This window comes from Vibrio sp. M260121, from assembly GCF_036533715.1.
Classification (GTDB): domain Bacteria; phylum Pseudomonadota; class Gammaproteobacteria; order Enterobacterales; family Vibrionaceae; genus Vibrio.
On record NZ_JATABF010000006.1, the window covers coordinates 148137 to 163261 of the forward strand.

Here is a 15125-nt window from a genome sequence, read left to right on the forward strand (position 1 = left end):
GCCAGAGCAGTTTTACCCTACCAATTCAACAACATATCGGGGTTACATCAGGAAGTGTATGCCAAGCTTATGATTTTCGCCAACTTTTTTCTTTGCTAATATACCGAATGTTTTACCACTGCGGTACTTTACCTACCATCATTTCCAGATTTTACTTTAATTCCCTCTCTATCGAGAAAAATATCCAGTTTAAATAACTAGTTTAAAACCTTAAAACAACATTAATCACTATTTAATAAAAATGTCAGACACTGGCTATTTTACAAACAATTGACACAAAACTTCTCTGTTTTTCAGTAGTTTGAGTCACTTCAAAAATAGATCTAACCAGTCACATTCAGCATACTTTTTTTACCTATTCTGCTAGGTGAATTGAAAAACGAAAGCCTGAACGAAGGCAAAATTCTGCATGTTACTCCATGACGGTAACTGGAAACATTGATACTGTTTTCACATACCGCCCTCTTACTAGCGAGCCAACATGTTTCACCAAGTCGTCAGCATTCTCTTCCCTGTATTCGCTTTGGTTTTTGTTGGCTATCTCGTTGGCCGCTACATCAGACCAGATTTTCGCCCCATCAATCGCATTAATATGGATGTGTTCACGCCAGCACTCGTCTTTTCATCGCTGGTAAGCATGCCTCTCGACATGGATCAAGCCCCTCTCTTGATTGCTGCTGTTATTGCTGTCGTCGTTCCCGGCATTGTGATGCTACCAATTGCTAAACTGACCAGTCTTTCATTTAAAGCATGGGCACCACCACACATGTTCCGAAATAGCGGCAACTTAGCGATCCCGCTGTTCACGTATACGTTCGGTGAACTCGCTTTACCCTCGGCAGTGCTGTTGTTCGTTGTCTCTGCTTGTTTACACATCAGTTTGGGTGTAATGCTGCTCAGTAGCGGCAATCCCTTCAAACAGATCATTAAGATGCCGATTTTCTTATCTGCTTCACTCGCTTTGTTTATTAATCTTTCAGGAACTGGCATTTGGAACCCATTATATGAGGCGATTGCATTACTCGGACAAGCAGCGGTACCAGTGATGTTACTTTCATTGGGTGCCCAGATGTTGAACCTGAGATTAGGAGGTTTAAAGGTAGGTCTTATGTGTACCGTGCAATCGCTTGGGACTGGTGCGATCGCATTTGCATTAATCTATTGGTTTATCCCACTGCCGACAATGCAACTGCAAATGATGGTGTTGTTCACTATGCTGCCACCAGCCGTCATGAACTATTTGTTTGCAGAGCGACTGAACATTGAGCCAATGACAGTCGCTTCAATGGTGTTGTTTGGTAATTTCTTCAGCATAATCACGTTGCCGCTACTGCTGTTGTTTACCCTTTCACTCTCTTGAGCAAATCAGCCCTAGCGATAGTGGATCTTCGCAGGAAGCACCACTTGCTGCGGGGTGTGTTTTGGATCGGTTAGCAGTGCTTTGCCAGCTTCATATAAGCTTTGCGCAATCAAATCACAATCCTGTTCAATCGAATCTATCTTAATTGGTAAGCAATCCAAAATAGCGTAGTTGTCGAACGTCGCAATTTTCATCTCTTCATTTAGCAGTTGCTGCTCTGAAAGGAAACGCAAAACCCCTTCAAGTATGGAGTAAGAAGCAACGAACAAACGTTCTGGAAGGCGACCTAACTCTTGATAGGTTTCCTGCATCATTTGATAACCTGACTCGGGTTGGTAATCCTTATGTTTAACTAAAGCCGCTTCAAATTTCACTCCGGCTTGCTCCAACCCTGCTTGGTAACCAGCAAAACGGTCTTTACTTGGAGACAGCTCTAACTGACCGCCAAAGTAAGCGCACTCTTTTGCTTCCTTACCTAACTTCTCTACGACTTGTTTAGCGGCGTTGTGAGCATCGGTTTTGATTGTCGTCATCTGTTGCTGCTCAATAACACGGTCAAACAAGATCACAGGCGTAGACTGTCTGACTTCTTGATAAAAGCTATCGTCAGACATAGACGTTGCGACCATCAGTAAATCAACTTGTCTTTCTAATAGGCTCTTTACTGCTTCTTGTTCTTGCTCAGGTTCATCCTCAGAAGAGGCGATCAACAACTGATAACCACTGCTTCGAGCGAGCTTCTCGAGTTGCTTAGCGGTTGTAGCAAAACCCATGTTGGCCAAATCAGGAATAACCAAGCCCAAGGTATACGTTTTTTTCGCTTTTAAAGCGCGGGCATAAAGGCTTGGTGCATAATTGTGTTCCGCGACGACAGCTTGGACACGTTTTACAGTGTCTTCATTGATTCGGTGTTTCTTGGCGTGTCCATTTAAGACAAAGCTGACTGTGGATTTAGACACTCCGGCCAGTTCTGCAATGTCCGCTAGCTTTAATTTTTTGTTCTTCACCTGGTCATTCCGTGGTTATTTTAAGCTTGGGCTTTTTTATTATCCCGCCAATGATACTCAGGTTAATTATGAAAGCCATCACAATCCCCTACTTTGCGCTTGGGCAAACACTCTAGATCATGGTTAAGATCACAATTAACGTCATGTTGACCTTTTTGGTTCAAATAAATATTGATTAGCTAAAACGATTTAGCAAAAATGTAGTTAGTGATTAGATTCTATTTTAGGTAGTAGTTATGAGTAAGATTTGGGTGACTGGCGATGCCGTTGTTGATTTGATTCCAGATACAGAAAGCACGTATTTGAAATGCCCCGGTGGCGCGCCAGCCAACGTTTCAGTCGCTATTTCTCGATTAGGCGGTAACAGTGCTTTCTTTGGCCGTGTTGGTCAAGATCCTTTGGGCCGCTTCATGAAAGCAACGCTGGCACAAGAACAAGTCAACACAGATTACATGCTGTTGGATGAAGCACAGCGTACATCAACTGTGATTGTAGATTTAGATGACTCAGGTGAACGCAGTTTTACTTTTATGGTGAAGCCAAGTGCAGACCAATTCCTAGTCCCTGCTGACATCCCAGAATTTGCTCAGGGTGAATGGCTGCATGTATGTTCAATCGCACTAGCAAACGAACCGAGCCGCAGCAGCACATTAAAAGCGATGCAAGATATTAAAGCAGCCGGTGGTTTCGTCAGCTTTGATCCAAACCTGCGTGAAGAAGTTTGGGCGAACCCAGAAGAGTTAAAGCCTGTGGTTCGCCAAGCAATTGAGCTGGCTGATGTGGTGAAATTCTCTGACGATGAGCTGCTATTCCTAACCGACACGGACTCACTCGAAACGGGTCTTGAAGCCATAAAAGCATTCAATAATACGCTTGTCCTTATTACTCAAGGTGCAAAAGGCGCGTTGGTTGTATTCAAAGGTGGACAAGAACTGATTGCGGGCCAAGCCGTCAAGCCTGTAGATACAACAGGCGCTGGCGACGCATTTGTGGGTGGTTTGCTGGCTCGTTTAGCTCAACACAATGAGTGGGCGAACAAAGAAGCGATCCATTCAGCAGTTAACTGGGCAAATGGTTGTGGTGCTCTAGCGACGACGCAAAAAGGCGCGATGACAGCATTACCAACTCAAGATGCTTTGTTGGCTTACATCTAAAACAACATTGCTATAGCTTGAAGCTTAGGTAATAAAATAGAAATCCCCGCAATCGCGGGGATTTTTTTAATTTGTCGTTTTTAGAATTAAACGTTTTGGAAAGGCGCTGTTGCCGCTTTCAAATAATGCAGAGTTGCTTTTCGCTCTCCACCTTGTAGCGACATTCGTGTCGCATCGACATCAGTAAACACACGCGACGTCATCACCGCTTCACCACCGTTAACAAACACTTCAACAGAAGAAGTATCCGCTAAGATACGCAGTTCAATCTTGCCAGACTCTAGAGGCAATTCGCGAACCGTGTCTTGTGCTCGATTCAATGTTTTAGAACGATCTAAGATCAATCGACGCTCAACGTCATCCGCTTTTATCGTCAGTTTTTGCGTTGTATTTTCGAAGAGGCATAACTCGTCTCCCCACTCCAACGTGATAGTTAAATCGAAAGACTTCGCTCCGATATCCATACCATCGGAGTTCAACACAAATTCGTTTGTGGATTCAATTAGCGATTCAAGCTCATGAATTGGATATTGATACAGCTTACCATCACGGAAGCTCATTTCACGCATTGTCGTCAATTGATGTACCCAGCCATTGTCTGAACTCGGTTGATCGATTTCATCTGGTAATCCCATCCAGCCACACATAACACGGCGGCCATCTGGCGTAAGCATGGTTTGTGGCGCGTAAAAATCAAAACCAAAATCGAGGTGTTGGAACTCGCTCAACTGAAGGCCATCTTTATCATTCCAATTTGCCTTCACGATGCCATTATGGTGAGGAATTGAGTTGTGTTCAGAAAACGAAGGAATGCCTTGCGGGCCAATTACAACAAAGCTCTGCTCAGACAAATTGAACATGTCCGGACATTCCCACATATATCCGAAGTCACCAAACTCATCGCCATACAAACCATCAAACGTCCATTGATACAAGTCATCAGATTTGTAAATCGCTAAGCGCCCTTTTAGCTCTTCCGTCTGCGCACCCAATAGCATTAGCCACTGGTTATCGTGATGAATCACCTTAGGATCACGGATGTGTGGTGTTACATCAGGAGGTAGTTCACCAATCACCGGACCATGCTTAACGAAGTTCACACCATCAGTTGAAGTCGCTAAGCACTGAGTTGTATGACGATCTCGTTGCGGTCCAATTCGTGTATTGCCTGTGTAGAACAACATCAACTCGTTTTCTTGGCTAAGTGCATGACCAGAAAATACACCATGACTATCGAACCAATCTGAAGGCGTGAGCGCAACGGGTTGCCATTCCCAGTTGATCAAGTCAGTACTGGTTAAATGTGCCCAATGCTTATCTTTGTGTTCGCACCCATACGGATACCATTGGTAAAACATGTGGTATTGGCCATTGTGGAACACAAAACCATTTGGGTCGTTAAGCAAACCTTGTGGTGGCGTTATATGCCATAAAGGACGGTGCTCACATTCAACAGGCTCTTGAAGTGATTCAAAACGTTTCGCTTGTTCTTTGGCGATAGCCTCTCCTAGCTGAAGTAATGCTTCCGCACTGACAGAATCTGAGCGCACAAATCTCACTTGCATTTTTCCCTGAACTTCTTGTAGCTGCTCAATCAGCTCAGAGTCTTGAATTAGCGTGTGTTCACGCACTTCAAAAATAAGGTCTGAATCAGGAATCAAAACGCGAGAGATGTTTTCAACTCCCCCACAAACGGCAATGTATGGTGCTAACGACATTTACTTTAACCTAAAACTCAAATTGGGAACGTTTGCAAAAAATAACATATCAAATAACGAATTCATAGATAACAGCGGATCATAGACAGCAAAAACCGTGATCAACCCAACACTCTAAAGCATCTTTAAATTTATGGCTTAGTACTTAAGTTCTCGTTAGCTGCTACGCTGTTCTTCACGATTGAGAACGTTCCCTAAAAATCCAATTAACCAGTGGAAGATTTAGATCTAGCTTTCTTACAAAGCGGTAATAAGCAACGTAGAGGTTTACTATTAAAACCAAGAGGTTAAGTGTTACACTGAAACCATTCAACCAAACGTTACATTGCGAAATTCCATGAAGTCGATTTTCCAGATCAGCGATTGTCACTTAAGCGATCCATCTAGCTTTGAAAACCTGCGTAAAGCGCTGTTGTGTGCTCAAAATGATTCATCCTGCGATGCTCTTTTTCTCACTGGCGATCTGTGTTGCAACCCTCACCTGGCGCTTACCTCAGTCTAGTCAACTTCATAGAACAACACACCCGAGATAAGCGTATCTTCGCCATCGCTGGTAATCATGATGACCATGAACTGATGAAACAAGAACTGCGTGGAAGTTGTATCGCCGTTGTCGATAAAGCCAAGCTCCATGGACGAGAGGTTATATTTTTGAACTCAAGTGCAAAACCATTGGATAAGCGACATCCTTTAGGCTCTGGCCGAGTTGATAACCGTGGTTTAGCAGTCTTAACTAAACAGCTTCGCCATTTCGCCAACCCGATCGTCGTTTCCACCATCCCATTATTCCTGTTGGCTCAGACTGGATGAAAGCGATTTGCTTGGAGAACGATGCAAGCTTACTTGCACTTTTGGCAAAGCATCGAGTTCAAGATGTAATTTGCGGGCATGGACATGATGCACTGACTATATCGCAGCAAGGTGTGACTCAACATATGGCACCCGCGACCGCTTATGGCTTTGACCACAGTATTGACGAATACAACCGAAGTGAAAGGATTGGTGTGAATAAGATTTGCTTCGGAGGTGAGAGGATAAAAGTGGAGACAATTTGGCTCTAGCTATTCCCTATTCCCTATTCCCTATTCCCTATTCCCTATTCCCTATTCCCTATTCCCAAAATACAAAAAACCCTGCCGAGCTGGCAGGGTTTTCATTTCTTAAGAAGATACGTTACGCGAGATTAGTCACGTAGAGACGCACCAAACTTCTCAGAAACGTGAGCAACGATAGCGTCAACCGCACCAGCGATATCTGCATCTTCAAGCGTACGCTCAAGTGACTGTAGAGTCAGAGCGATTGCTAGGCTCTTCTTACCTTCTTCAACGCCTTTGCCTACGTAAACGTCGAACAGTTTCGCATCTTTAAGGAACTCGCCACCTTGTTCTAGACAAGCGTTAACGATGTCACCAGATGCAACAGCTTCATCCACTACTACCGCGATATCACGACGGTTTGAAGGGAATTTAGAAAGTGCTACCGCTTCTGGGATCACTTTGTTGTTGATTGCAGACCATTCGATTTCGAATACAATAGTGCGACCGTTTAGACCGAACTTACGCTCAAGCTCAGGGTGAACTGTACCGATCACGCCCACTTCTTTGCCATCTACGATGATTGCCGCAGATTGACCTAGGTGGAGTGCTGGGTTAGCTTTTTTGCTTTCAGGTGACAATGCAGCGAAAGAGTACGCTTTTTCGTTCGCAGATAGCTCTAGAATTGCTTCTAGATCGCCCTTAAGGTCGAAGAAATCAACAGTGTTAGTTTCGATATCCCAGTGCTCTTCACCGCGAGTACCAGCAATGACACCTGCAAGCATAGGCTCTTGACGCATGCCGTTTTCTGCAGATTCACATGGGATGAAACGTAGGCCATATTCGAATAGACGAACGCGTGGCTGTTGACGCTTCTGGTTGTGAACAACCGTGTTCAGCAGACCTTGGATAAGACCAAGACGCATTGCTGACATGTCTGCAGAAATTGGGTTTGGAAGCACTAGAGGCTCAACTCCAGGTACAACTAGTTTTTGTTGCTCAGGCTCAACGAAGCTGTATGTAATTGCTTCGTGGTAACCACGGTCAACAAGAAGATCACGAACGCGTTTCAGTGGAAGATCCGCTTCAACGTGGTTGTGCATCTTAAGTGCTGCTGCTGGGTGTTGGTTAGGAATGTTGTCGTAACCGTAGATACGGCCAACTTCTTCAATCAGGTCTTGTTCGATAGCGATATCGAAACGCCATGTTGGCGCTACTGCCACCCAACCTTCTTCTGAAGCTTCAACAGTCAGACCTAGGCGCTCTAGGATCTCTACTACGTCTGCATCAGCGATGTGGTGACCTAGTAGGTTGTCTAGCTTAGTGCGACGTAGAGCAACTTTGTTTGGCTTAGGTAGGTCTACTTCAGACTCAACAGCCACAACAGGTGCAACTTCACCACCACAGATCTCAACAAGAAGCTGAGTTGCACGCTCCATTGCGCTCACTTGCAGTGCGTAATCCACACCACGTTCGAAACGCATTGAAGAGTCAGTGTGAAGGCCGTAGCTACGTGCGCGACCACGGATGTGATCAGGAGCAAAGAATGCACACTCTAGTAGAACGTCTTTAGTCTCAGTTGTTACACCAGACTCTTCACCACCAAAGATACCTGCGATTGCAAGTGCTTTATTGTGGTCTGCTACTACTAGTGTATCTGCGTTTAGTTCTGCTTCGCTGCCGTCAAGAAGTGTTAGCTTCTCACCTTGCTCAGCCATACGAACTACAATGCCACCTTCGATCTTCGCTAGATCGAACGCGTGCATTGGTTGACCTTGCTCTAGAAGAACGTAGTTAGTGATGTCTACTACAGGGTCGATAGAGCGAATACCACAACGACGCAGTTTCTCTTGCATCCATAGTGGTGTTTCAGCTTGAACGTTTACGTTCTTAACAACACGACCTAGGTAACGTGGACACGCAGCTGGGGCTTTCACTTCGATAGACACTTTGTCTTCGATTGAAGCGGCTACTGCTTCTACTGATGGCTCAGTCACGTCAGCGCGGTTTAGTACGCCAACTTCACGAGCTAGACCACGAATGCTGAAACAGTCAGCGCGGTTTGCTGTTAGGTCTACGTCTACCGTTACGTCATCTAGACCTAGGAATTCACGGAAATCGGTACCGATTACTGCGTCTTCTGCTAGTTCCATGATGCCGTCTGACTCAACGTCGATACCTAGTTCAGTGAATGAACAAAGCATGCCGTGAGATGGCTGGCCACGTAGTTTCGCTTTTTTGATTTTGAAATCGCCAGGAAGAACAGCACCAACGGTTGCTACTGCTACTTTCAGACCTTGGCGACAGTTGTGTGCGCCACAAACAATGTCTAGAAGCTCTTCTTCACCCACGTCAACTTTAGTTACGCGCAGTTTATCTGCATCTGGGTGTTGACCACATTCAACAACGTGACCAACTTTAACGCCGTTGAACGAACCTGCTACAGGTAGCACGTCATCAACTTCTAGACCCGCCATTGTAATTTGGTGAGTTAGTTCATCAGTGGTAATCGAAGGACTAACCCACTCACGAAGCCATGATTCGCTGAATTTCATAGTGATTTATCCCCTGGATTACTTGAACTGTTTTAGGAAACGAAGATCGTTCTCGAAGAACGCACGTAGGTCGTTTACGCCGTAACGAAGCATTGTTAGACGCTCAACACCCATACCGAATGCGAAACCAGAGTATTTTTCAGGATCAATGCCCACGCTACGTAGTACGTTCGGGTGAACCATACCGCAGCCTAGTACTTCTAGCCATTTACCGTTTTTGCCTTTCACGTCAACTTCTGCTGAAGGCTCAGTGAACGGGAAGTATGATGGACGGAAACGTACTTCTACTTCCTCTTCGAAGAAGTTACATAGGAAGTCGTGCAGGATGCCTTTCAGCTGTGCGAAGTTTACGTTCTCATCAACCAGCATGCCTTCCACTTGGTGGAACATTGGCGTGTGCGTTTGGTCGTAGTCATTACGGTATACACGACCTGGTGCGATGAAACGGAATGGTGGTTTACCATTTTCCATCGTACGGATCTGTACGCCTGACGTGTGAGTACGAAGCATCAAATCTGGGTTGAAGAAGAAAGTATCGTGGTCAGTACGCGCTGGGTGATCAGCGGCGATGTTTAGTGCATCAAAGTTGTGGAATGCATCTTCGATTTCTGGACCAGACTCTGTGTTAAAGCCAAGTTCGCCGAAGAACTTCTCAATACGCTCAACAGTACGAGTAACTGGGTGTAGACCACCGTTCTCAATACGACGACCAGGTAGTGTTACGTCGATCGTTTCTGCTGCTAGCTTCGCTTCTAGTTCTGCACGTTGTAGTGCGTCTTTACGAGCTGCGATAGCTTGCTGAACTACGCCTTTCGCTTTGTTGATCTCTTGACCAGCTTCACGGCGTTCTTCCGGTGGTAGTTTACCTAGGCTTTGAAGTTGAGCAGTTAGCTCACCTTTTTTACCTAGATACTGAACACGCACTTCATCAAGTACGACTAGCGATTCTGCAGCTTCAATTGCTGCACTCGCGTTAGCAATGATCTCTTCTAGATGTTGCATCGTTTCCTCATCTACCTATTGGTAGTGTCCATAAAGGAGTGATTGGTTTTTTGATAGCTGTACATAGTAGCCAAACCAGCCACCAATGCCAAATTGAATTACGAAAAGAAGAGGTTATTGAATAAAAAGAAGGCAAAAACGCAAAAAAACAACTAACCATACAAACCTTCATACCGCACTCAATAAACTCAAGTGCGGTTTAGATACACTATAGTTGTGTTTTTACTTACTTAATCACAGCGATGGCTCTTGGACTGAACACACGGTATTTTTACCATTTTGTTTGGCTAAATAGACAGACTCATCGGCAGCTTTGATGAGATCAGTATACGTTTTCATTTCGTTGCGACGCTCAGCAACACCGACGCTTATACTGCCTCGCCAAGGCTCAAGACCTGTTGGTATGAGGATATGAGAAATTTGCTTTCTTACCGCTTCAGCGACATGTAAACCGCCTTTTAGCTGTGTTTCTGAACAAATTACTAAGAATTCATCACCACCTAGACGACAGACAATATCATCACTTCTGAAATAATGTCTTAACGCCTTGGCCAACTCACAGAGCACAATATCTCCAGCATCATGGCCACAGGTGTCATTCACCTGTTTAAAATAATCAGCATCAATCATGATACAAACTAAAGGCTCTAGCTCCATATCCTGCTCTTGCCAACAATCTTTAAGCGTACGAATTGCTGAGCGACGATTAGGTAACCCAGTCAACGAGTCAGTGAGTGATAGTTCTTCCAGTTGCTTATTGGCTTGAGATAGCTGTTTAGTTCGCTCGGCTACTTTTTCTTCTAGTACCAAGTTAAGCTTCAATAACTCACGATTTCGCTCTGACACTTGGAGAAAGAGTGCGCTTAATGCCTCAAGCAAAGGCTCTGTAGAGTCGTCAGCTTTACGCTCTTCGGCTTCATAAGCTTCCAACGCTGAGCTACCATTTTTGATCGCTTCAACTTGACGAGCCATATTTTGGTCAATGCCCAGAATATGGTATGCCAACCAATGAATTAGAAAATCAAGAAGTTGCTCCGCTGCTTTTTTGTTCTCATCACTAATAAAGCTTTGCATACTGACAATGTCTGTCATGAAAGAACGATGAACCTGTATATGCTTTTGAATGTGATCGTAGTGAACGCCAACTTCTCGCATCAGATTCTCTTCTTCTTTGAAGTGGAACTCTGCATAGCGAGAAAGCTCAAATAAAGCTAATTGAATATCTTGCAGTGATATATTGTTGTGCGCTAGAAGCTCACCATATTTATTTATGAATTCAACTAGGTACTGGTGTTGCTCATCGACTAGCTCTATCCCAGTTTCAAAATACCTATCCCAACGAAATGAATTCACCGTTACAACTCCTAACCAACGAGCTGGCATATTCAGTTGCTTATGTGCAGCAACCAATACCACAATTAATATAAGGAATAGTAACGATAAACATCACTAATTGCTTTAATAGTCAGTCCAAATAATGACGTAGATCTCTATACCGTACGACTTTTGACTTAGCCTTCTAATTTAATCTAAAGTCGTATTGAATAGAGCTAAATAAACTCACCCCCATGAACAAGATGCTACAAGCCGATAAGCATTTCCTTCATGAGAAGCTAAGTGTCAACACCAACTGTGTATGGTTGAGTTAAAAACTTAGCATTCAAACTCTCCCTAACACTCCGGAAAACTCCTATATAGATAAGCTAGGTTTATCACCTGCCGATGCTATTGCATAGCGAATGTCATCAATAAAATGCTGCTGAGTCTCGATTATACCGTCTGAAAAGGTAACAGGTTCATGAGGTCCGGCAATCAAAAGTACGTTGGTAAAATCTGATACATTAAAGTTCTCTGCCACCACGTTCTTTGAATGAAAATCTAATACGATTTTGGCAACTTTCTCTTCAAGTACGAGTAGTTGCTCCTCTGTTATTTTCATTCTCGATAATGCAACACGAACACACTTTTCCTGTTTCGTTGTTTGTTCCTTTATGAGCTCTGTATATTTGTCATTAAGCTTTGAGTTGTCGGCATAACTATAATAGAGAGGACCATGCAACGTGATGTTGTTTTCCTCGTCGACATAAACCAGATCGAGCAGTTCAAGCGCTCCCAGATAATCTGACATGCTTTGTTTTGAAAGATCATACTTTTTCATTAGGATGGTATAGCCGTCTTTCCCACGAAGCATCCGTAACTCTCGATAAAAATCGTAAAGATGAGGAAATTGGAAAAAGACTTCGTCTTGCGTGTGGCTAAAGTAATCTTGATCCTCAGCTTGAAGTTGATTTGCCAGCTTCTGCAATTCATCGAGGGTGCAGTCGACCGCGCGGCAATATTCAAGCAACTTATCTAGAGCAAGGTTAGTACTAGTTAAATGACGTTTAAAAGTGGACAACGGCATGCCCATTTTCTCAGATAACTCTCGATATGTTAGCCCTTTGGTTTTTATCGCTTGTCGTAACGCGGCTAACAAGTACTCGGGAGTGAGTTCTCTCATCTACAATTCCTTATGGCAATGTTACAGCTGTATAGTATTTGTAACAATTTAGAATCACTTCGCAAGGCATAAGTTCATATTTTTATAAGAAAACTTTGAATTAATATACTTTAATTCACATTTATGACATTAATAATGGCATTTAAAATGCATTCAGTTTCATTATGAGTTGTTATTAGAATAGATTATAAACATGTTAATCAGCATGCTGTTCGTCGCATTAACTGCTAACTCGAGTGATTTTTCAGAGTATTTCCGACTTAAAGCATTACAAATAATTAGAATATTTACCCTATAAAACATGCAAACAAAAATGAATACTTATTCAACCTAGGTATACTAACTCTAATCTGTTATTTTTTGCGAACACTACGATCAGGATCAATAAGTTGAGTACTTAGGAGAGGGGTATTAAGCAGGCGGTAGAAATGCAAACGCAAAACATCACGGTCGAGATTCTGCGTTTCACTTGAAATGGGTAGTCGAGTTGGTGCTTACTAACGCATTCTATTGATCATGAGTTAGCAACACATCGTGCTGGCCTGTCGCTCTTAAACAAGCTTTACTGCAGTGCCAAATGCTAGAATCTCTGAAGAGCCATCGACAATCGAACTGGTGGTAAAACGGATGCCGACGACGGCATCTGCTCCTAGGTTCGCTGCATCTTCAACCATTCTTTGAATAGCAATATTACGGGCTTCAGTCATCATTTCGGTATAGCCTCGAATCTCTCCGCCAACAATGCTTTTTAAACCGGCCATGAAGTCACGCCCAATGTGCTTTGACTGAACCACATTGCCCGTCACGACACCTTTTATCTCGGCAATCTCTCGCCCAGGAATCGTCTCGGTTGTTGAATAAATCATGTTATACCTCAGTAAGATAGTTAGATAACTCAATTAAGTTACCATCTGGGTCTCTAATGTAAACCGATAGGATGTTACCAATTGCACCTGTCCGTTGAACGGGGCCATCAATAACCTCGATAGAATGGGAGTCTAAGTGGGAGAGCACGTTTGCAATTGGCGTATCACACACAAAACATAAATCAGCGCTCCCAGAGGCTACTTGACTCGCCTTAGGTTCAAATTCACTGCCAAGCTGATGAAGGTTGATTTTCTGTCGCCCATATACCAAAGCGACACGCCCTTCCCCAAAAGTAACACTTTCCATACCGAGAACCTGTTTATAGAAATCCAGTGTGGTTTGAATGTCTTTAACTGTCAGTACAAGGTGGTCCAAGCGGTTTATTTTCATTAAAGCCTCTCTACAATGCTTCAGATGAGATGACTGCCTCAATCTCAATAGATAGGTCAGGATGAATCAAACGGCTTACCTCAACTAATGAACAAGCTGGCAAATACCCTTCATAGAAGTCGAATAATACCGACCGGATCTCTGACAATTGGTTCATGTCGGTTACAAATATCGTCAGCTTGACGAGATCGCGTTTCTCTCTTTGTTCTTCAGTGAGTATCTGCGACAAATAAGACAGAATCGTTTTCGTTTGCTCGATTAGGCTCTCACTTTGACTTGGTGAACCCATAGCTGTCAGCCCTGACACATACAAGGTCTCACAATGTCTTGTCGCATGAACATAAGGACCAGAAATTTGCGGCAAAAATTCGTAACTGATTCGTTGAACCATGTAGTTTCCCCTTCCCTAGCGGTTGTATTTTCGTTTGTTCAGTATCTCTTTCACTTGGTGCGTTTTTTCTAAATCTATCTCATAAACATTGGCTAAAGCACAGATATAATAGAGTGTGTCATAGAGTTCTTCCGCGATTGTTCCTTTAATTGTGTCCTCTGTCGGCTGACCTGTAGCACCTTTCCTAATCGATTCAGACAACTCACCCACTTCTTCAATCAGTTTGAGAAAGTAATGGTGCTTCTGTTCCGGGTCGTGATCAAACTCTTTTATATGCGCTTGTAGTTGTCGAATGTCCATTTCTAATCCTTTTGTTTGCAGCTCTAGTAAACCCTACCATCAATAGATAACAGAATGATTTAACGCGATATTCCTTTACTGAGGACAATGCAATGATACTCGCGCCCTAACTCATACTCAGTATCATCAAGTTGTTCTATCTGATTGAAGCCTTGCTTAAACCAAAAGCGAAAAGCGTCAGTATTCTCAACATACACGTTTAGCATGGCTTTATCGAAAGGCGCATACTCAAGAACGATGTCCAATACGCTATCGACGATTTCCTTTCCTAAGCCTCTACTTTGGTAGTCAGGAATAAGACACAGCATAGGGATCCATAAACACCCTTTGTACGGAAAATTCAGTTCGAGTTGGATATAACCTATCGCCTCCCCCTCCTTTGTAGATATTTTTCTGAGGTAAAAAGCTTCGAGGTCATCGGGATGTTTTGGTAAAGTGCTCTTTGAAATCAGCGCTTGATATTCTGCAATTGGCCAATCACGAAAAGTGTGGTCATAAGCCACTTTTTGATGATTGGAATCGAATAGAGATTTGGCTAACTCAGCCTGTGTTGCATCAAAAGTAGAAAAGATTAAACGCTTTGATTCCCAATAGCTCGGTAACACAGATGCTCCTTATCCATGACGTGACGAGTAGAAGCAAAATAACAAATGCTGCCATTAGAGCAACTGATTTAGTCAGAGTTGGGATATGAACGGGAAACGGGAAACGGGAAACGGGAAACGGGAAACGGGAAATTTTAAAGTGGAATGACCCCTTAAAAGTAGACACAGGGGGTTAATTCATTAGCTCAAAGTCTATGGGGCTCACTCCACCTAGAGTCCCATGTCTTCTTACCGGATTGTAA

13 protein-coding genes and 1 pseudogene are annotated in these 15125 nt (G+C 43.5%); 3 read left to right on the forward strand and 11 right to left on the reverse strand.

The genetic code is table 11. The annotated features are described in order from the left end of the window. Nucleotides 1-481: 481 nt before the first annotated feature. Nucleotides 482-1360, forward strand: coding sequence for an AEC family transporter (locus tag QTO06_RS06015; RefSeq protein ID WP_331407166.1), 879 nt, complete (start codon nt 482-484; stop codon nt 1358-1360). An 11-nt stretch (nt 1361-1371) separates the two neighbouring features. On the opposite strand, the gene QTO06_RS06020 is transcribed toward QTO06_RS06015, so the two are convergent. Continuing rightward, complete coding sequence (locus QTO06_RS06020) at nt 1372-2367, reverse strand: LacI family DNA-binding transcriptional regulator (protein ID WP_009705891.1); 996 nt, start codon at nt 2365-2367, stop codon at nt 1372-1374. 236 nt (nt 2368-2603) lie between these two features. On the opposite strand from QTO06_RS06020, the gene QTO06_RS06025 reads away from it, so the two are divergent. Next, nucleotides 2604-3521, forward strand: coding sequence for an aminoimidazole riboside kinase (locus QTO06_RS06025; protein WP_331407167.1), 918 nt, complete (start codon nt 2604-2606; stop codon nt 3519-3521). An 86-nt stretch (nt 3522-3607) separates the two neighbouring features. Here the strand turns inward: QTO06_RS06025 and QTO06_RS06030 are convergent, their stop codons facing one another. Then, on the reverse strand, nt 3608-5239 hold the full coding sequence (locus QTO06_RS06030) for a glycoside hydrolase family 32 protein (RefSeq protein WP_331407168.1): 1632 nt from the start codon (nt 5237-5239) through the stop codon (nt 3608-3610). Between the two features lie 337 nt (nt 5240-5576). Here QTO06_RS06030 and QTO06_RS06035 point away from each other — a divergent pair. Then, nucleotides 5577-6300 (forward strand): annotated as a pseudogene (locus QTO06_RS06035) (metallophosphoesterase family protein). A gap of 122 nt (nt 6301-6422) precedes the next feature. Here the strand turns inward: QTO06_RS06035 and pheT are convergent. The 9 genes from pheT to QTO06_RS06080 form a co-directional block, all read right to left on the reverse strand. Beyond that, nucleotides 6423-8828 carry a phenylalanine--tRNA ligase subunit beta gene (gene pheT, locus QTO06_RS06040; protein ID WP_331407169.1) on the reverse strand — a complete coding sequence of 802 codons (2406 nt, stop codon included), beginning with the start codon at nt 8826-8828 and terminating at the stop codon, nt 6423-6425. An 18-nt stretch (nt 8829-8846) separates the two neighbouring features. Then, complete coding sequence (pheS, locus tag QTO06_RS06045; protein WP_005439802.1) at nt 8847-9830, reverse strand: phenylalanine--tRNA ligase subunit alpha; 984 nt, start codon at nt 9828-9830, stop codon at nt 8847-8849. A gap of 234 nt (nt 9831-10064) precedes the next feature. After that, entirely contained in the window at nt 10065-11183 is a 1119-nt protein-coding gene (locus QTO06_RS06050) for a GGDEF domain-containing protein (protein WP_331407170.1), read from the reverse strand. 337 nt (nt 11184-11520) lie between these two features. Continuing rightward, nucleotides 11521-12330 carry a helix-turn-helix domain-containing protein gene (locus tag QTO06_RS06055; protein ID WP_331407171.1) on the reverse strand — a complete coding sequence of 270 codons (810 nt, stop codon included), beginning with the start codon at nt 12328-12330 and terminating at the stop codon, nt 11521-11523. Between the two features lie 551 nt (nt 12331-12881). Beyond that, on the reverse strand, nt 12882-13196 hold the full coding sequence (locus QTO06_RS06060; protein WP_005443150.1) for a heavy metal-binding domain-containing protein: 315 nt from the start codon (nt 13194-13196) through the stop codon (nt 12882-12884). 1 nt (nt 13197) lies between these two features. Beyond that, on the reverse strand, nt 13198-13587 hold the full coding sequence (locus QTO06_RS06065) for a VOC family protein (RefSeq protein WP_331407172.1): 390 nt from the start codon (nt 13585-13587) through the stop codon (nt 13198-13200). Between the two features lie 10 nt (nt 13588-13597). After that, a complete protein-coding gene (locus tag QTO06_RS06070; protein ID WP_331407173.1) occupies nt 13598-13978 on the reverse strand; it encodes a RidA family protein in 381 nt (126 codons plus the stop codon). Nucleotides 13979-13993: 15 nt separating this feature from the next. Then, entirely contained in the window at nt 13994-14278 is a 285-nt protein-coding gene (locus tag QTO06_RS06075) for a MazG nucleotide pyrophosphohydrolase domain-containing protein (protein ID WP_050904487.1), read from the reverse strand. A 59-nt stretch (nt 14279-14337) separates the two neighbouring features. Further along, nucleotides 14338-14883 (reverse strand): GNAT family N-acetyltransferase, encoded by a 546-nt coding sequence (locus tag QTO06_RS06080; RefSeq protein ID WP_331407174.1) that lies wholly within the window; start codon nt 14881-14883, stop codon nt 14338-14340. Between the last annotated feature and the right edge of the window lie 242 nt (nt 14884-15125).